Genomic DNA, 17986 nt, shown 5'->3' with positions numbered 1-17986 from the left:
TTTCAATTGGGTTGCGATGGACCAGCAATTACCCCGCGGACGCGTTTCGGCCACCGAGCCGGTGCTCCGCAGTCGCTTACTGCCACGAATTTCGTTTCAGTCGTTGTTGGTCCTGACCGCGTTTTCGGCCGTCGTGATCGCCGTCGTGTACGCCGCCGACCAAGGCGGGCCCTACGCCACGGCCGCGGCGGTCGGTTTGTTCTTTGCCGTCTGCATGTTCGTCTGTTCCGCATTCATCTTCCTGCTCTCCTGGGCGGTCTCCTTTCTGCCGCGAGTGGCCGGGGTCACGGCCCTGGTCGTCGGGATCGCGCTGGCCATGACGCGATTGCTGGGGATCCCGCTGGGCATGTTGTCCTTGCTGCAGGAAACGATCTGGTTGATCAATTTTCAAATCATCGGCTGGTTCTTGCTGCTCTATCCGTTCACAGCCACCGAAGAAACCGACGCTGCCAGCCCGTTTGCCGGCGATCAGCTGCCGCCGCAGATCTTCGCACCGCGGGAGCCGTCGAATTGACCCCCGCGATGCCCTCCCCAAACGATCTGATCTCGGCCCCCATTCAGACACCGTCTGCTCCGCCGCCTGGCTTGTCACACAGTAGGTGCATGCGGGCCGCCGCGGTGCTGGCACTGGTCCTGGCCGCGCTGGCGACCTCCGCCAACGCCCAGTTCAGCGTCCCTGAAATCCTCTCCACCCATCAAGTCGTGCTGCCCAATGCGGCCAACGGAGCCGGCGGCAGTGGATTCAAAGCGACGATCCAGGTGAGTAATCTGATGGGTGTCGGCTATGTCGGTGTCGACGTCACGCTGACGTCGACGCTGGGGCCGCTGACGTCAAATCGAGAATTGTCGATCCGGCTAACACCGATCGATCGCCATCTGCCCGCTGACCGCGCAATCGCGACGGAGTTTCCGCTGACCTTTCCACAGGGGCAAACCGAGGTCGTGCTGTCGCGATCGTGTCCGAAGTGGACGATCGGCAACTCCTATCGCATCGAAATTGTCGAGGACGGCGCCCCGCTGAAACCCTACACCGCTGAAGTCGGCAACCCCTTTCCCGGCTACGCGATCCAATCCCCCGCGACCGTGTTGCCCAATGAACTGATCTGCAATTTCCTGTTGGTGGACACGGATCCCAAGCCGATCGGTAAACCGGCCGACGCGATCTCATTCGATCGGCCGGGTCGGGCGGGGCGGTCGTTGATTTCCAGGCGAAGTCCGGCGCTGCAAACCGTGTCACTGCAGCGGCTGCCGTCGGATTGGCGTCTGCTGCGTGACATCGATTGCATCGTGATTCAGGGTGACCGACTACTACAGGGTGACCGACTCGACACGCCGACGCCGGGGCAAGCCGGGGGCGCGGCGACGGCGGAGCGTCAAGCGATCGAGGCGATCCGCGATTGGGTCTTGATGGGGGGAACGCTGGTCGTGCTGCAAGCCCCCGATGCGACCGAATTGGCTCGGTCGTTGCGGCTGAAGTTGGTGCAACAGAAGGCAGAGGACGACGGGTTCGCCGCGCTGATCACTTCAGTCGCATCGACGATGGACGATTCGTTGAAGCGATTTCGAGAGGTGTTGTCCTCGGTGTCCGAGCCCTCGCAGAACGCTCCGCTGCCGGTCGCTCCACGCATCCTTTCCCTTCCGATAGGCGATAGCGATTCGATGGGCGGTGGCAATTCGATGGGCGGCGGCGATTCGATGGGCGGCGGCGATTCGATGGGCGGCGGCGATTCGATGGTCATCTTGGGGCCGAGCATCCGTGAACGCTTTTCCGAGGCACAGCTTGTCGCGACCGGGAAATGGACCGAAGAGGTTGAAGCGCGGATCCAAGCGTTTGATTCGGATTGGAAGCAAGGCTACCGACGATCTGTCGGCGGTGGTCAAGTGGTGGGGATCCCCTCCCAGTCGATCGATTCGCTGCTGGCCTTTGATCTGCTTGAAACATTGATCGGTTATCGCTGCTCGACAATGCTGACCCGGGGCGTTGATCCGATCATGGGTGACTTCCGCAGCCGCCGGTGGCTGATTCCCGGAGTCGCCGAACCGCCGGTCTACACGTTCATGGGAATTTTGACGTTGTTCGTGTTGCTGGTCGGCCCGGTCGCCTATCGTTGGACGACGCGAGGCCATCGGTCCCATTTGATGTTTCTGATCGCGCCGGCGCTGGCATTGGTCACGACCGCCGCGATGTTCGCTTACAGCATCATCTCCGATGGGTTCGGGACGACCGTTCGCGTGCGGCAATTGACCTGGATCGATGGCGCCAGCGGCGATGCGATCGAGCGGACCCGGTCGACACTGTTTTCCGGGATCAGCCCCCGCACGGGACTGCGATTCGCCGGTGACGCCGAAGTCATGGCGTATCCCAACGGCGGCCAGCAGCGATGGCGGGACCTGCGCAGCGAAGTCGGTGAGGTGCGATTGCACGCCGACATCGACGCCGACGACCAGTGGCTGGACGCTGCGTTTTTGCCGTCTCGCACCCAGACCCAGTTCGTCACCCATCAAGTCCGCCGCGGCGTGGGGACACTCTCGATCAACGGACTCAAACCGTTCGACGCCTCCGGTCAGGTCCCCAATGCTCGTTCGATTGAACTGTCCAGTTCGCTGCCTTTTGAATTGCGCGATCTGGTCGTTTGTTCGCCCGACGGTCGCTATTGGTCGACCGACTCCATCAAAGCCGGCCAGACCGCTTCGGCCGGCTGGATTCCCAAAACTCAAGACGCATCGAAGTTGCTCGGACGCCTCTACACCCGGCATCGACCGGTGGGCGCGGTCAGCGAGTCGGGGCGGTCGCAAGGCAGTCGACGGATCCGCGACCTGGTGCTTTATGTCAACAAAGAAATCAGCCGCAACGGGCTCGTCGTGACCGACGGCGTGTTTGAACACTGGCTCAACGAAAGCCTGTTTGTGCGTGGTGAATTGCCGCCGGGCATGTTTATCGGCATCGGTGCGGCCAGCCCCGACGTCGTCGCCATCGCGGATGCCGAGCAGGTCGCCAGCGTCCGCTATGTGATGGGGACGCTGCAATGAGTTTCACCGACCACGAACTCGACGACGGCAACGCCACCGCGCGCCCGTCCGGCGACACGGCGTCCGACGACTCGTCGTCCAACGACTCGGCCGCCGGTGAATCGGCCGCCGGTGAATCGGCGACACCGCGGGTGCGGGCCGAGGCGACCGTCGCCCCACATGCCGGTGTGCACACGAACGACTCCGAGTGCATCGAGCTGCGACGACTGCATCGTTTTTTCGGCGACACCCGTGCGGTCAACGACGTCACGTTCAGCGTCGGCCGTGGCGAAGTGTTCGGTTTTATCGGCCCCAATGGCGCCGGCAAAACGACTTCGATGCGGATCCTTGCGACGCTGGACTTGCCCAGCTATGGCGACGCCTTCGTCGACGGATTCTCCGTCGTCAACGATCCCGAACTGGTGCGCAAACGGTTGGGGTTCATGCCCGATTCCTTCGGCACCTATCGCGACGTCAACTGTCGCGAGTACCTGGATTTTTTCGCCCGGGCCTATGGATTGGTGGGGCGGGAGCGGACCCGGCGACTGCAGTGGGTGCTGGATTTTACCGGCACCGGCGGGATGGCCACCAAACCGATTCGCGGCTTGAGCAAGGGAATGAAACAGCGTCTGTGCCTGGGCCGGGCGCTTGTGCATGACCCCGCCGTGATGATTCTGGACGAGCCCGCCGCCGGTCTGGACCCGAGAGCCCGCATCGAATTGCGACGAATGATTCGTGAACTCGCCGACCGCGGCAAAACGATCCTGATCAGCAGCCATATCCTGACCGAATTGGCCGAAATGTGCGACGCGGTGGGCATTATCGAACAGGGCAAACTGCTGGCGACCGGCAGCGTCGAGCAGATCCAAAGCGAAACACAAAACCAATCCGAGCTGACCCTGCGAATCCTCAATCGCCACGACGAAATCACCGAATCGCTGTCACGTCTGGAGGACCATATCGCGATCGACAACGTGATCCTGGACGGGCAATTCGTTCGCTTCGGATTCAGCGGAAAACCGGACGACCAGGCCGCCATCGTGACGCACTTTGTCACCCAAGGATTTCAAGTCGCCGAAGTCACCGCGCATAAGAAAAGTTTGGAAGACCTGTTCTTGCAGGTGACCGAAGGCTTGGTTCAGTAGGTTGTTAGCTGTTAGCTGTTAGCTGTTAGCTGTTAGCTGTTAGATTTGAGATTTGAGATTTGAGATTTGAGATTTGAGATTTGAGATTTGAGATTTGCCCCTTTTTCTGCCCACTTCTTCCTCCCCTTCCCTGCATGTCCCGATGGCGACGATAGACAACACGATCGATAGCACGCACGCCGGTTCGGGGGCGGATTGGCTTGCGCGGCTGGATCGGTGGTGCGAGCGTGTGGGCGATGCGATCAATCCGATCTTGGTCAAGGAGACGCGACAGTCGCTCAAGAGCCGACAGTTTGTGGTCACGTTTTCGATGATCCTGTTTGCGGCGTTGGCGTGGACGATTGCCGGCAGTCTTTCGTTGATGCCGCAAATCTACACGACGCCGTCGGCGCCACGGATGATGATCGGTTATTACGCGGTGCTGGCGCTGCCGATGATGATGGTGGTGCCGTTGGCGGCGTATCGATCCTTGGAGAGCGAAATCGACGACGGGACGTTGGAGTTGTTGTCGATCACCGCACTGTCTCCCTGGCAGATCGTGATGGGCAAATTGGCAAGTGCGTCGCTGCAGATGTTGCTGTATTTCGTCACGCTGTTTCCTTGTTTGGCCTACGCGTATTCCTTGCGAGGGGTGGATTTGCCGACGACGCTGCTGATCGTCGCTTCGTTGGCGGTGGCCGGATCGTTGCTGACGGTGGTCGGATTGTTCTTCGCGCCGTTGGCGCGTGGCCGATCCGGACGCGTGGCGACGATGTTGGTCCTGATCTTCATTCTCGTGCTTGCCGAATACGGGATCAGTTCGATGGTTGTCGGGATGATCCTGTACGGCAATCCGCTCTCTGCATCGGCGTTGTTGTTCACGGTGTTGGCGACGCTTGCGCTGTCGGGATCGTTGGGGCATTTGTTGTTGACCGCCACGGCGGCTCAATTGACGCCGGAAACGGAGAACCGTTCCACGTCGCTGCGTCTGTCGCTGCTGGTTTTGACGACGATCTGCGTCGCCACGATTGCCGCGGCGATGCTCGTGCTGGGCAGTGATGGGATCTCGGTCTACGTCGCCGGGCTACTCGTGATCGCCGGACTGTGGACCTTTTGCGGAGCCTTGATGGTGGGCGAGCGCTCGACCATCACGCCGCGCATTCGACGAGAATTGCCGAGCAGTTTTCTGGGCCGACTGTTTTTAACGTGGCTCACCCCGGGACCGACGACCGGACTGGTCTTCGCGATCCTCGGAATCGCGATCCTGGCGTCGATCCAGTATTTGTCACTGGATTGGGTGCTGCGAACGGCCAACGTCGGCGGGTCGATGCGACGACAGCTGCGGCTGCTGTTGGGTGTGCCGGCGATTCTGTACCCGGCCTACCTGGTCAGCTTTCTTGTCGCCGTGCGAGTGGTGATGTTCGCGGTCCGATTGCGCAACAATCCTCGCGTCGAAGTCGGCTTGGCTGCTTTGATTGTCGTTGCCGTGATGACGGCGCTGGTCCCGTATTCGTTGGAGCTGCATTACAACGACTATCAACCGCTCAGTTACGATTCGACCTGGCAGGTCACCAATTGGGCATTCACGATGGCAACGGCCGTGGAACGACGGTTGCCGCCGGGCGTTCTGGGGCAAATCGTCGGCGCCGCCGTTTGCCTGGCTCTGCTTTCGTTCTTTGCCGCATGGCGGACAACGCGTCCACGCCGCATTGCCACGCCGCAACGCGTCCAGGAAGAGCTCAGCCGCCGCTGACGGGGCCGGCTTGCAATGCGTCCGTCCTGGAACGTGGCTGCGGGCAGACTTGTCGCAAGCTGTGCTGAAGATCGGCTAATTGAAACGGCTTGGACAAACTCGCATCGGGCTTCCTGCCGGAGACCTGCTTGAGTTTTTCGATCTCGATCAACAGGCCACTGCAGACGATGATCGGCAGGTTCGAACGGATCGCCTTGAGTTGTCGAAAGGTCTCAGCCCCGGAAACATCGGGCATCATCAAGTCCAGGATGACCACATCAAAGGTCTCGCCGTGCTGGACCCTCGCGATCGCCTCGCGGCCGCCCGCGGCATCCGTCACGCGGTGACCGATCGCTTCGAGACTTAACTTGGCGACGCGACGCACCTCGTCGTCATCGTCGACGAGCAGGATTTCCATCGCGACGTCAGCGGGCGGAGACTGGATCGCCTGCTCGGCGTCATCGACGCGCAGCAGTTCGTCCCGTTCGGCGCAGGTTTCGGTGGACGTGGAGAAACGTTTTGCGTTTTGGTTCAACGGTGTGGCGTCGCCGTGTGTCTTGGCCGGCGTTGGCGCATCGATCGCAGCGGGTAACAGGATCGTGAAGACGCTTCCGTGGCCCAACTCGCTTTGGCAGTCAATGGTTCCCCCGTGCTGGTTGATCACGCCGTAAGAAAGCGCCAGTCCCAATCCGGTGCCTTCGCCGACTTTCTTGGTGGTAAAGAACGGCTCAAAGACACGGGCACGGGTTTCCTGGTCCATGCCGTGACCGTCATCGCGAATCTGAATGCGTGTGAACGGGGAACCGTCGGCGTCGACAAACGGATCGGTCTGCAAAACGATCGTTCCGGTTTGCCGGCCCAAGGCGTCGTGGGCGTTGAACAAGAGATTCAGCAACACCTGTTCCAGCTGGGCGTGGTCAAACCGACATGGCGGAAGCCGGGGGCTCAATTGCAGCGAAACGACGACATCGGGTGACAGCGACGTCTTGGCCAGCAGCACCGCCTCTTCGACCGCGTCATTAAGATTTCCGACTTGCAAGTCGAGATTCGTCTGACGGGTGAAACCGAGCAGCGAGCGAACCAGTTTGGTCGCCTGTGCCGTGCACCGGCGGGCCGAGGCTAAACAGTGGCTGGGTTGATCATCGTTTTGGGGAGCCCCGATGTCGATCAATTCCAAGTTCGATGAGATCGCGGCCAACAGGTTATTGAAGTCGTGGGCGACGCCACCGGCGAGTCGACCGAGGGCATCCATTTTCTGGCTCTCGCGCAATTGAAATTCCAATCGGCGGTTGGTTCGCACCGTTCGTTGCAATCTAAACCACAGCGTCGCGAAACAGAGCATGCCAGCGATCCCCAAGACCGCGATCAATGCCAACGCGGAGATCCCCGCCGAACGCGAAAATTGCCACCAGCGTGATACGACCAGCACTCCATCGGGGCCTTCCAATTCAACAATGAACTCGGGAGAAAAATCTTGCTCCAGCTCGGTCATCCCGGGCGGCGCCGTGGACACCATTCCTGTGACCGCGACACGGCGAGCGTTTTCCAACGAGAGGTCTTCCCAGGTCGCGTCGTTGACCGTCAACGTCGCCGCAAACTCCGTGTCGCCGTCACGGAGCATGATGATGCGTTCGTCGTCCTGGCTGAGTGAGAAAATGAAATCGGCTTCGATCGTCGCACGGTAGGGAAGCAGCGACAACTCAACGGATTGAGCCTCGTCACGCTGCGGCGGCGGAACGGTCTGAAAAGCCCTGGAATGAAGCGAGACGGCTTGAAACTGGTTCGTCCCCTGGCGGCGTACGGTCACATCCACCAAGTGCCCCGCCGCATCTTCCCGGGCCATCGCGGTGGCGATGAAAATCCCAGCGCCCTCGGATTCAATCAAATAGCCGTCGCCCGCCGCGACCGATGTGATTTGACCGCTGGTCTGATACAACCCGCCTGGGATCGTGTCGGTGGTGCGAAGTTGTTCGATCGTTCTGCTCTCCGCATCGGCGACCGAGACGATGTCATCGACGTGCCGAATCGGTCGCAAGGGGGAATCAAATTCGTTCATCTCGACGATGTATCGAGTCGGCTGTCCGTCCGAATCGACTTCGCAGATCAACGTCCCTTCCATCTCCACTTCGTGACCGATCAGACGGGTCCATTGGAAGATGGCGTTCTCTTCGAAACGGTGAACCAAGAACGAGGTATCGCCCGACGTGCAGGAAGCGATCCAACGGTCACCGAAACGGGCGACCTCCCGCACGACACCGGTCGTCTTGACCCGCTGCGACCATCGATTGCCCAGCGTCAAGTCTTCGATGCGAAGCGACTTGGGTTCGACGGGGACGACGTCATCGGAGACTTCGACCGTTTCAACTTGAACGTAATGACCGTCCATCACCAAGCGACCGATCACGCGGATGCGGGTGCCAGGCGGTAGGCGGCTGTGACGCTCGAACTGGACGAACGGAACGGACAGGTAGATCGCGCTGTGTTGGTCCTGCACAAACACCGCTCGGTCGCGTACGTCCCAGTAGTTGACCCGAGCGTGCAAATCGACCGGAAGTGACTCCACGTCCGTCCGCCCGTAATGCCGTTTCAAATCCAACAGGCTGTGGATGACATCGCCGGATTCGACTGCGGCCTGACGCTTAGTGCCACCCTGCTTCGCGTCACCCTGCGCGGCGTCACCCTGCGCGGTGGCAAGACCCGACGCGGCGAAAAACGCCATGCATAGACACGTCGCCGCGAGGGCGCGAAAAAACACGAGTCGATCCATCGGGGCGGGCGGCATGGTAGGCGAGTTCCTGCTAGACGATCTCGGGAACTTCGTACCCTTTGCGATACTGGCGGCGGAGCAACCCGTTGGCGACATCGGCATCGGCGCCGACAAACTGTTCGGTCTTCGGATCCAACGACAACATCGGACTGAGCTTGATCTCGCTGCTGTCCAGTTTTAGATCATGCGCGGCGAGGTGTTCATCCATTTCACCGAGCAGCCCGTCCCACTGGTCCAGTTTTACCTCGCCGGCCAATTCACGGCTAAAGCTTTCGCCCGCCTGGAAGGCGACGTTGGCCAAATTGCACCATCCGGTGCTGTCGTTGCCGACGGCGACTTCGGCGTTGAGCAGGCTGCGATCCTGGGCGCGAACGGCATCGATAAAGTTCTGTTGGTGAACGGTATCGCCCCGATTGCCCTTGAACTCTTTGATCTTTTTGCCGTCGCTGTCATAGGCGGCCGCGCCGCCACGTTGGCCCTCGAACCGGCCGCCTTCGCAGTACGCCATGTAGCCGCTGGCGGGGCCGGGATGGGAGGGGCTTTTCTTGCCGCCCGGCTGGGACGGCAAGTTGCTCAGCCCGATCACCACCGGAATCGATCCGGTATCGAAATAGGCGAAGTGGACGTTGGGGGTTTCGCCTGCGTCGTTCAACACGACGCGACCACCACCGCCGAGGACACGCTGGGGCAAGGCCACGCTGTCTTGGAAGATGTTGTTGCGACAATCGTCCAGAACATGGACGCCCCAGTTGCCCATTTCGCCGCTACCGGTGTTCCAATCCCAGTGCCAATCGTAGTGCAGTTTTTCGCGGTAGATCGGCTCATCGGCGGCCGGTCCCAGCCACAGGTCATACGCGACGTTCTTTTCGATTTCCAACGGGGTGTCGCGGCGGCCGATCGACGGACGGACGCCGTAGCGATTGACCCGCGCCGCCTGAATCTCGCCCAACGCCTTTTCTTCATGCAGGAACCGTTTGATCTCGGCCTGCATCGGGTCGCTGCGTTGCTGCGTTCCGATTTGGCAAATCTTGTCGTACTTGCGTGCCGCCGCCACCGTCTGGCGCCCTTCCCACTGGCTATGCGAAAGCGGTTTTTCGACGTACACATCTTTGCCGGCTTCCATCGCCCAGATCGCAGCCAAGCAGTGCCAGTGATTGCACGTCGCGATGACCACGGCGTCGATGCTCGGTGATTCGATCAACTCGCGCAGATCCGTCCAGCTCTGAGCCTTGGGGAAACGCTGCTTGGCCGCGCCCAATCGATTTTCATCGACATCGCACAGCCCGGCGATGTTGACGCCCTCGACTTTTTCGAATTGTCCCATCAACTGACCGGCCCGTCCGCCACAGCTGATGAATCCGAGGTTGATTTCGTCGTTCGCGTTGGCCGCCTGAAGCGAACGGCCCGGCAACGCAGACGTGACGGTCAGGGCGGCAGCGGCGGATGCGGTCGAGCCGACAAATTGGCGGCGAGAGAGTCTGTTCATTTGGAAATCTCTTTGCAGATCAAGAGGATGAGTTACCGTTGCGGGGGTACAGCATCGTCGACGACGGGCTGAGAATTGACCCGATATGATAACCCGGAACGCCCCGTCGCTGGCGGGACTGCTGCGGATATTTCGAAACCCGACGGGGCAGAATGTTGTTCTGACCGCTCAGATCGCGGACCCGGCATCATCGGGCCTCAGTCGGCGTTGATTTCGTTGATCAACTTGCGGAGCTTGCCGAGGCTGCGACGGTTGAAGTGAAACACCAGACGCGGCAGGCCGGCCAGATCCGGTTCACCCGATTCTTCGGCTAGGGCCTTGCATTGCTCAAAGCGGCCGTCCACCAGGATGCCGGAATACTCGGTCTGGATCTTTTCCATCTTCTCCTCCGGCAGACTTTCCTTGAGCCGGAAAACCAGGCGGTCGCGGACGTAGCGCATGCTGTGGTAGCGTCGATAAAACCCTAGGATTTCGTCGATCGCCACCTCCACGTCGTTGGTGATGCGGTAAAGCGCGACGTCGTCGGGGCTGATCATGCCGCCGCCGAGCAATTGCTTGTCGATGAACTTTCCCAGATCGCTCCAGTAGCTTCCCTGGGGATGGTCCAGCAACACCAGCGGAAGCATCGTCTGCTTTCCGGTTTGCATCAATGTCAACGTCTCCAGGGCTTCGTCCAGCGTGCCGAATCCACCGGCGCAGCAGACCACGGCACTGCATTCTTTGACGAACATCAACTTCCGCGTGAAGAAGTACTTCATCGTCACGAGTTTGGGATCACCCTCGATCACATCGTTGGCGCCCTGTTCAAAGGGCAGCATGATGTTCAGCCCCATCGAGGCTTCCTTGCCGGCACCGACGTGGCCGGCTTCCATGATGCCGCCCCCGGCGCCGGTGATCACCATCCAGCCATGTTCGGCCATTCGCCGCCCCAGTTCGACCGCCGATTGGTAATCGGGGTGATCCGGTTTGGTGCGGGCGGAACCGAAAATCGTCACCTTTCGACGGCGACGGTAGGGACGAAACACTTTGAAGGCATAACGCAGTTCCAGCAGCGTCCGGGACAGGATCTTCAAGTCACCGCGGGAGGTGCGGTCTTTTTCCAACCGGGCAATGGTCGCACGCATCTCGTCAAACAGATCCGAGCTTTCGACCGCCGGGACTGTCGAAATCGGTTCGTCGGCCGGTTGCGGCCGTTCGAGTTCGCATTCACCGATCGCCTCGGGCGGTAAGTGTTTCGGATCCGTTGGATTCGGTTGCATCTGCGTTTATCCGTCAAACATGGGGAAGGCTCAAAAAGCCGGCTCACGCGGCCACGTCGCTCTCGGTTTCTTTGTCGTTATCCTCGTCGTCGCTGTCGGCGCGGATCGACAGCAGTTTGGCGATCAGGATTGCCAGTGGGGCGGCGCCGAAACTGAGTAACGCGCCCATCTTCACCGAGTCCTGTGTCGCGCCGGGGATCTTGAAGGCCGCCACCGAAACGAACAACGCGACAGTGAACCCGATGCCGGCAACCATACCGAGGGTGACGACATGGCGATAATCCATTCCGGCCGGTTTCTGCAATCGAAACCCTTTTTCGGCCAGCAACGTCATCGCCGTGATCCCCACAGGCTTGCCGAGCAGCAGTCCGGCCAGAACCAGCCAGGTCCCCGTCCCGACACTGCTGAGCACGACGCCCGCATTGGCGAGTCCGAACAGGCCCAAAATACATTCGACGGGGGTTTTCCAGAAGTGCTCGAATTCGTTCAACGTGTCGTCACGCTGCAACTCTGCCTTGGCGAAAATCCCCAGGTCGGACGTCGCGGCGGGAAGCAGCGGGATGATCGGCACCAAACCCAAAGCCGGGTGGATGTGCGCCGAGTAAAACGAAAACCACGACAGCACCCCCGGTCCCAGAATATAAAACCAGTGCGAATGAACCTTCAGTTTTCTTAGTAACCACGCCAAACCCATCGCGGTGGCGGTCAACAGCAACCAAATCGGTTCGATCGGCGCCGACGGATAAAAGATCGCCAAAATCATTAAGCCGGCTGCATCGTCTGCGATCGCTAGCAATAGCAGGAAGGCGATCGCCGGGTGCCCTGCCCCAAAGATCAATCGGGCAACCAGGTAACTGAACGCGATATCGGTCGCACACGGCACCGCCCATCCCTGTCCCAATTCGGCCTGGGTTCCCGTCGCGTAAGCTCCGGCGAGATAAAACAGCGCCGGGCCGACAATGCCGCCGAAGGTCGCCAGCAACGGCGTCGCCGCTTTCCGCGGATTGGACAGCGCCCCGCCGGGCAGCAACGATTCCCAAACCTCTTTGGCCGCGATGGCAAAGAACAATGCCATCAAGACATCGTTGATCAAAAAACCGAGCGAATACCAATGGTGGCCGCCGTCAGCGTGGCTTTCTCCATGAGCGTCTTCACTGTGTTCGGTCGCCCCGGCGGCCACTTGATCTGCCGACGCGGACTGCCCCGCCGAAGGTGAGGCGGCGTGATCGTCGATCGAAACGGGGCTGGGGGGGTGGTGTTCACCGCCGCCCCATAGGTTTCGGACATCGTAATGAATGAAATCCTGATAGCTGGAGCTGCCGCTTCGGTCGGCCAAGTTGGCCCACGTCAAAGCCGCAACGGCTCCGATCACCAGCAGGAGAGAATTGTCGATCAGGAAGCGGATAACGCCGCCCTTTGAAGTTTCGTGCCCGGACATGGACCGTGCGAATCCCTGGTTTGGATAGGAGGGGTGTTCTGCGATGGCTTTGCGGCCCGATGGCCGCCGCCGCCAATCTGCGGAATGGTACCGATTGTGTTTCTTTTTGGTGACCCCAGGTGATCGGTAACATCTGTGGTGGCTTCCCGCTTGGTCTGGTGAACCGCGTTTTTTGCGACCCTTGAAACCGCCACGAGAATCATGCGAGGCCGTCCCGTGAACGAAGATCAGCTTGAAAATCCGGTGTTGGGCTACGTGGTGATCGCCGTCGCCCTGATCGTCGGCATGCTTTCGGCAACCGTCTTCGGCCAGGGACCGGATCACACGCCCGCGTTGCTGCCGAAAACCAATGCCATCGCTGACACGGTGGAAACCGCACAGGGCGATCATCGTGTTACGGACAAAACGGGTGCGGCAAAGCTTCTCACCCCGGTGAACCAACACGGAACCGGTCCCCGGCCCGATCAGCGTCACCGAGAGGACGTGCCGCGGCGCTGGATTTTGGGTGTTCGTTCCACGCCCACGGGGGCGGGATGTGTGGTCACGGCCGTCTTGCCCGGCAGCGCCGCCGAGCGTTGCGGGCTTTCCGTGGGGGACCGGATTCTGACCGTCAACGGAAACCAAGTGGGGTTGCTGGGAGATCGCCTCGTTCGCCTGGACCGAGCCATTGACTCGGCCCCGGGGCGACAGGCTTGGCTGCTCGTCGAGCGCAGCGGTTCGGGCATGGTTCAGCCGTTGCGGGCGACGTTACAGACGCTCTTTGAATGCTTGGGGCACTGAACAGAATGCTTGGGGCAGTGAACAGGCACCCACTCCATCGGGCCGCACGAGGTGGGACCTGGGCGATGGGGGGCAGAGTTTTCCGATTGGCGTGATCTTGCCGGTACTGCGGTTCGTTTTGATCTTGCGGGACAAATGACCGGCCCACCCGCACTTTCGCGTCTTCCCGAACGTGCCGATCAACCCCAACAGTCGGATCGACCGATGCGAACGGTACAAGAGGCTCTGCCGGACTGACGCCGGTGGTTGCGACAAGCCTGACGGTCCCGGTCAACGAGCCACCCGATGCTGAAATTGAACTCCTATCCCGCACGTTCTGCCAACTCGGTCCCTTCGCCAGCGAGCGATGATGGGCAACGAGCAGGACCGCCGACGGCGCTCTGCGGACCGGCAGCCTACCGATCCCTGCTGGCTCGATTGATCATTGGGTTGGCGTCGATCGGTGCGGCAGGGGTTGCGTCGGCCGAACAGATCGGCCTAACCAGCGACGCGCCGTATCGCCAACGCATGGAGCGATCTCAAGTTGACGCGGCGATTGCGTTGGGAAACCTGGACGCGCTCGGTCGCATCGATAAAGCGTCTCGGTTGGATTCGCTCTATACGGCCATGATCGAAACCGAGCAGGCCCGCATCAAGCTGCGCCAGTCGATCACGCGACGTGCCGCCAATCGACAGCATCGCGCGACGCCGGTGGTCCACCCGCCGACGGTCGGTGAGCGTGTTTCCGGTCAGCGTATTCAGATAACGGCTTTCCGAGACGATGCCCCGTATCAAACGGGCGGCACGGCCCAAGTCGTCACGTTGCTCCGCCCCAAGTCGTTCAGCCTGGAGGCTCCGCCCGAAACCACTGCGCCAGGTCTCGGTGATCTCAGGCAGGAACCGCGACGGCTGGACCGATACGTCCCGTTGGTGGTCGTGCCCGCGCATTCGGAGAAACTGGAAGGTCAAACCAACAGCCCTGCTCTGGAATCGGTGGTGGTCGACGAATCCCTGGCCGGTCAACAGAAGTTCGCGACGCCGGCCGACCGGCCCGGCGATGCCGGCGAATCTGAACCGCAGGACAAACGCAATTCGCAAACGGCCGCGTCAGCCGACGGCCCAGAAGACACAAGCTTTTCCGCGTTTCTGACGGACACGCCAGCGGTCGCGTTGGTGTCCCCCGCCGCACCGGTCGTTGCGGCGGCCCCGATCGATCCGAACCCCGAACCGAATGATTCGATCCCAGCACCGATTCGCCCAGCTCCAATGCGCCCGGAACCAATGCGCCCGAATTCGGTTTCCCCGACCGCGGCCGCTGTCAAACCGGAACCCAAACGCTCGCTGGTGGCAGCCCCCGCGACGGCTCAGCTGGCCGCAACGGAGTCCGCAGCCGTCGTGGAGTCCGCGGATTCAACGCCCGTCGAAGCACCGCTTCAGACGGCTTCGTCTCCGTCGCCGATGGCAACGATGCCGCCGGCGGCTGCCGCGCCCGATGCTGAGGTCGCGCTGCAATGGCCCTTCAAGATGGGCGGACGCGAAACCTTGCCGACACCAGGAAACACGGACGACGTCACGCTCAGCGTTGACGATGTCGATGTCGATGTTCGAACGGTGTTGGAGATGTTGGCCAAAGGCTACGGCATGAACATCCTGGTCGCTCCCGATGTTGAGGGCACGGTGACCGCCAACGTCGCAGGGCTGACCCCCGAGCAAACGCTCACCAGCATCGCACGGATGTGCGGTCTGGCGATCCAACGCGACGACAACGTGATCCTGATTTACCCGAAAGACAATCTGCCCCGGGAATCGCGCGAGCTGCGCGTGTTCTCGCTGGACTACGCCCGATCCGAAGACATCGAACCGACGGTCAATGGCTTGCTGTCACCGATCGGCAGCGTCTACAGTTCCAAGGCGGACGATATCGACAATCGCAAAGGTCGCGAATCGATCGTGGTCGTCGACACGCCCGATGTGCTGGAACAAGTGGAGCGGTACTTGATGCAGGCCGACCAGGCGCCGCTGCAGGTGATGATCGAAGCTCGCGTGATGGAGATTGAGCTCAAGGACAACATGGAGCACGGCGTCAACTTTGAAGACATCTTGGGCGGCGACGTTCGAATGGGCGGATTTCGGTTGACCGATAACATCGCCACGTCGACCAACCCGTTTTACTTTGGTGAGATCAGCGGCAGCGACTTGAAAGCTCTGTTGACCCTGTTGGAAACAACGACCGACGCCAAAACGTTGGCCACGCCACGGGTGATGGTGGTCAACGGCCAGAATGCAAAGATTCAAGTCGGCCAACAACTCGGCTTTGCCGTCGCCACGGTCACGCAAACGTCAACGATCCAAGACGTTCGCTATCTGGACACCGGCATCGTGCTCAACGTCACGCCGACGATCAGCCGCGATCACCGAATCCTGCTCCAGGTCAAACCCAAAGTCAGCAGCGGCGAAATCAATCCCGACACCCTGCTACCGGAAGAAACGACGCGTGAAGTGGAAACCTCGGTCATGCTGGACAACCACCAAGGCATGATTGTCGGAGGATTGATCCAGGAAGAAGACCGCGTGGTGATCAAAAAGCTGCCGTGGCTCGGTGACGTCAAACACGTCGGAAAGTTCTTTCAACGCCGCGAGACCTCACGGGCGCGGACCGAGATCATCGTGGCCCTAATCCCCCACATCATCGACCCCTGTCGCGACGGTCACTACAGCGAAGGCGATCCGATGCGAAACCAAATCGAGTGGGAACGGACGGAGAATCGCTTGTTCAACGGCCCGCTCAATCGCGAGTGCCGGCCCTGGGAGGCTCGCCTGCCCGATGTGACCGCTGATGGGGCCCTGCACCGCGACATCGACCGGCTGCGGAATCGGCACCCCTACTGCAAAGGCTGTGAGCCGATCAAAAGCAGTCTTCTGCCGATCCACTGACAGTCTAATTGTCGATCGCGTGACACCGGGGTACACTCCTGCGGTGGACACAGCGACTGCCGCGGATCGATTCTGCCCCCGCCATTCGCCCCCGCCATTCCCATTGCGAAGCCCCCCGTACTGCACTGCCCTCGCCCCATCGAGATTTCCTGGATCACGAGATGAGTTCAAGCGTTAATTTGGAAACCCAAGACGCCGGCACGGTTCGTCTGACTTACGGTGACCAGGAGATCGAGCTCCCTGTCGTCGAAGGCTCCGAGGGGGAACGCGGAATCGATATCTCCGCGCTTCGCGGAAGCACCGGGCTGGTCACCCTGGACGAAGGTTTCGTCAACACCGGCAGCACCCGCAGCGCGGTCACTTTCCTGGACGGCGAAAAAGGCATCCTGCGTTATCGCGGTTATCCGATCGAGGACCTGGCCGCCCATTGTGACTTCGTCGAAGTCGCCTACCTGCTGATCCATGGCGAATTGCCAAGCCCGGCAGAAGCCGCCAACTTTCGCAGCGGGATTCGCCACCACACGATGATCCACGAGGACATGCGGTCGTTCTACAACGGATTCCCGCGTGACGCCCACCCGATGGCCATCCTCAGCAGCGTCGTCGGTGCGCTGTCGACCTTTTATCAAGATTCGATGCAGGTCGATGATCCGGATCAGGTGGAAATCTCGATCTATCGACTGCTCGCGAAACTGCCGACGATCGCCGCTTACGCCTACAAGAAGTCGATCGGCCAGCCGTTCATGTATCCGAACAACGATTTGGATTACTGTGAAAACTTCTTGCACATGATGTTCGCCACGCCGGCCCACGATCATCTGGTCGACCCCGACTTTGCCGAAGCCCTCAACTTGCTGTTGATCGTCCACGCCGATCACGAACAGAACTGCAGCACCTCGACGGTGCGAATGGTCGGCAGCAGCAACGCCAATCTGTTCGCATCGATCTCCGCCGGCATCGGCGCCTTGTGGGGACCGCTGCACGGGGGGGCCAATGAAGCTTGCGTGAATATGCTCGAGCAAATCGCGGCCGATGGCGGGAACGTCAAGAAGTACGTCGATATGGCCAAGGACAAGAACAGCAGTTTCCGCTTGATGGGATTCGGCCACCGCGTCTACAAGAACTTTGACCCCCGCGCCCAAATCATCCGGGCCTGCTGCGACAAGCTGCTCGCCAAACTGAACATCGACGACCCCTTGTTCCACGTCGCCCAAGAACTGCAAGACGTGGCGCTGGAAGATGAATACTTCGTCGAACGGAAACTCTATCCGAACGTCGACTTCTATTCCGGCGTGATCTATCGGGCGATGGGAATTCCCGTCCAGATGTTTACCGTGCTGTTCTCCCTCGGGCGACTCCCCGGTTGGATCGCTCACTGGAAAGAACTTCACGCGACGCCCGGAAAGCGAATCTATCGCCCCCGGCAAATCTACACCGGGCAAAACGAACGAACCGTCGTCCCGATTGAAAATCGCTAA

Annotated in this window: 11 protein-coding genes; 7 read left to right on the top strand and 4 right to left on the bottom strand. The window is 60.6% G+C overall.

Translation table 11 applies throughout. The features are described from left to right. Positions 1 to 16 precede the first annotated feature (16 nt). From TBK1r_RS15275 to TBK1r_RS15260, 4 genes are all read left to right on the top strand, one after another. Positions 17 to 514: a hypothetical protein gene (locus TBK1r_RS15275; RefSeq protein ID WP_145212189.1), complete on the top strand. Its 498-nt coding sequence runs from the start codon at positions 17 to 19 to the stop codon at positions 512 to 514. A gap of 8 nt (positions 515 to 522) precedes the next feature. After that, positions 523 to 3030 carry a hypothetical protein gene (locus tag TBK1r_RS15270; protein ID WP_145212186.1) on the top strand — a complete coding sequence of 836 codons (2508 nt, stop codon included), beginning with the start codon at positions 523 to 525 and terminating at the stop codon, positions 3028 to 3030. Then, positions 3027 to 4154 (top strand): ABC transporter ATP-binding protein, encoded by a 1128-nt coding sequence (locus TBK1r_RS15265; protein ID WP_145212183.1) that lies wholly within the window; start codon positions 3027 to 3029, stop codon positions 4152 to 4154. Before TBK1r_RS15270 ends, TBK1r_RS15265 begins: the two co-directional genes overlap by 4 nt. Positions 4155 to 4296: 142 nt before the next feature. Beyond that, positions 4297 to 5886: an ABC transporter permease gene (locus TBK1r_RS15260; protein WP_419581373.1), complete on the top strand. Its 1590-nt coding sequence runs from the start codon at positions 4297 to 4299 to the stop codon at positions 5884 to 5886. Here TBK1r_RS15260 and TBK1r_RS15255 read toward each other — a convergent pair. From TBK1r_RS15255 to TBK1r_RS15240, 4 genes are all read right to left on the bottom strand, one after another. Next, positions 5873 to 8647 carry a hybrid sensor histidine kinase/response regulator gene (locus tag TBK1r_RS15255; RefSeq protein WP_419581372.1) on the bottom strand — a complete coding sequence of 925 codons (2775 nt, stop codon included), beginning with the start codon at positions 8645 to 8647 and terminating at the stop codon, positions 5873 to 5875. The genes TBK1r_RS15260 and TBK1r_RS15255 overlap by 14 nt on opposite strands. Positions 8648 to 8663: 16 nt before the next feature. Continuing rightward, positions 8664 to 10118, bottom strand: a complete 1455-nt coding sequence (locus TBK1r_RS15250) for a Gfo/Idh/MocA family protein (RefSeq protein ID WP_145212177.1) — start codon at positions 10116 to 10118, stop codon at positions 8664 to 8666. A 197-nt stretch (positions 10119 to 10315) separates the two neighbouring features. Next, positions 10316 to 11377, bottom strand: a complete 1062-nt coding sequence (locus tag TBK1r_RS15245) for an LOG family protein (protein WP_145212174.1) — start codon at positions 11375 to 11377, stop codon at positions 10316 to 10318. 43 nt (positions 11378 to 11420) lie between these two features. After that, a complete protein-coding gene (locus tag TBK1r_RS15240; protein ID WP_419581371.1) occupies positions 11421 to 12815 on the bottom strand; it encodes a Na+/H+ antiporter NhaA in 1395 nt (464 codons plus the stop codon). A 216-nt stretch (positions 12816 to 13031) separates the two neighbouring features. Here TBK1r_RS15240 and TBK1r_RS15235 point away from each other — a divergent pair, with 216 nt between their 5' ends. From TBK1r_RS15235 to TBK1r_RS15225, 3 genes are all read left to right on the top strand, one after another. After that, positions 13032 to 13595: a PDZ domain-containing protein gene (locus TBK1r_RS15235; protein WP_419581370.1), complete on the top strand. Its 564-nt coding sequence runs from the start codon at positions 13032 to 13034 to the stop codon at positions 13593 to 13595. A gap of 285 nt (positions 13596 to 13880) precedes the next feature. Next, positions 13881 to 16508, top strand: a complete 2628-nt coding sequence (locus tag TBK1r_RS15230) for a hypothetical protein (protein WP_145212165.1) — start codon at positions 13881 to 13883, stop codon at positions 16506 to 16508. 161 nt (positions 16509 to 16669) lie between these two features. After that, a complete protein-coding gene (locus TBK1r_RS15225) occupies positions 16670 to 17986 on the top strand; it encodes a citrate synthase (RefSeq protein ID WP_095738719.1) in 1317 nt (438 codons plus the stop codon).

Source organism: Stieleria magnilauensis (assembly GCA_007753675.1).
GTDB lineage: Bacteria > Planctomycetota > Planctomycetia > Pirellulales > Pirellulaceae > Stieleria > Stieleria magnilauensis.
The sequence above is the reverse complement of the archived record's forward strand: the minus strand, read 5'-3'. Positions and strand labels throughout refer to the sequence as shown.

Coding starts and splice junctions, on each gene's coding strand:
- TBK1r_RS15275 (WP_145212189.1), top strand. CDS start 17: ATGGACCAGCAATTACCCCGCGGACGCGTTTCGGCCACCGAGCCGGTG.
- TBK1r_RS15270 (WP_145212186.1), top strand. CDS start 523: ATGCCCTCCCCAAACGATCTGATCTCGGCCCCCATTCAGACACCGTCT.
- TBK1r_RS15265 (WP_145212183.1), top strand. CDS start 3,027: ATGAGTTTCACCGACCACGAACTCGACGACGGCAACGCCACCGCGCGC.
- TBK1r_RS15260 (WP_419581373.1), top strand. CDS start 4,297: ATGGCGACGATAGACAACACGATCGATAGCACGCACGCCGGTTCGGGG.
- TBK1r_RS15255 (WP_419581372.1), bottom strand. CDS start 8,647: ATGCCGCCCGCCCCGATGGATCGACTCGTGTTTTTTCGCGCCCTCGCG.
- TBK1r_RS15250 (WP_145212177.1), bottom strand. CDS start 10,118: ATGAACAGACTCTCTCGCCGCCAATTTGTCGGCTCGACCGCATCCGCC.
- TBK1r_RS15245 (WP_145212174.1), bottom strand. CDS start 11,377: ATGCAACCGAATCCAACGGATCCGAAACACTTACCGCCCGAGGCGATC.
- TBK1r_RS15240 (WP_419581371.1), bottom strand. CDS start 12,815: ATGTCCGGGCACGAAACTTCAAAGGGCGGCGTTATCCGCTTCCTGATC.
- TBK1r_RS15230 (WP_145212165.1), top strand. CDS start 13,881: ATGCTGAAATTGAACTCCTATCCCGCACGTTCTGCCAACTCGGTCCCT.
- TBK1r_RS15225 (WP_095738719.1), top strand. CDS start 16,670: ATGAGTTCAAGCGTTAATTTGGAAACCCAAGACGCCGGCACGGTTCGT.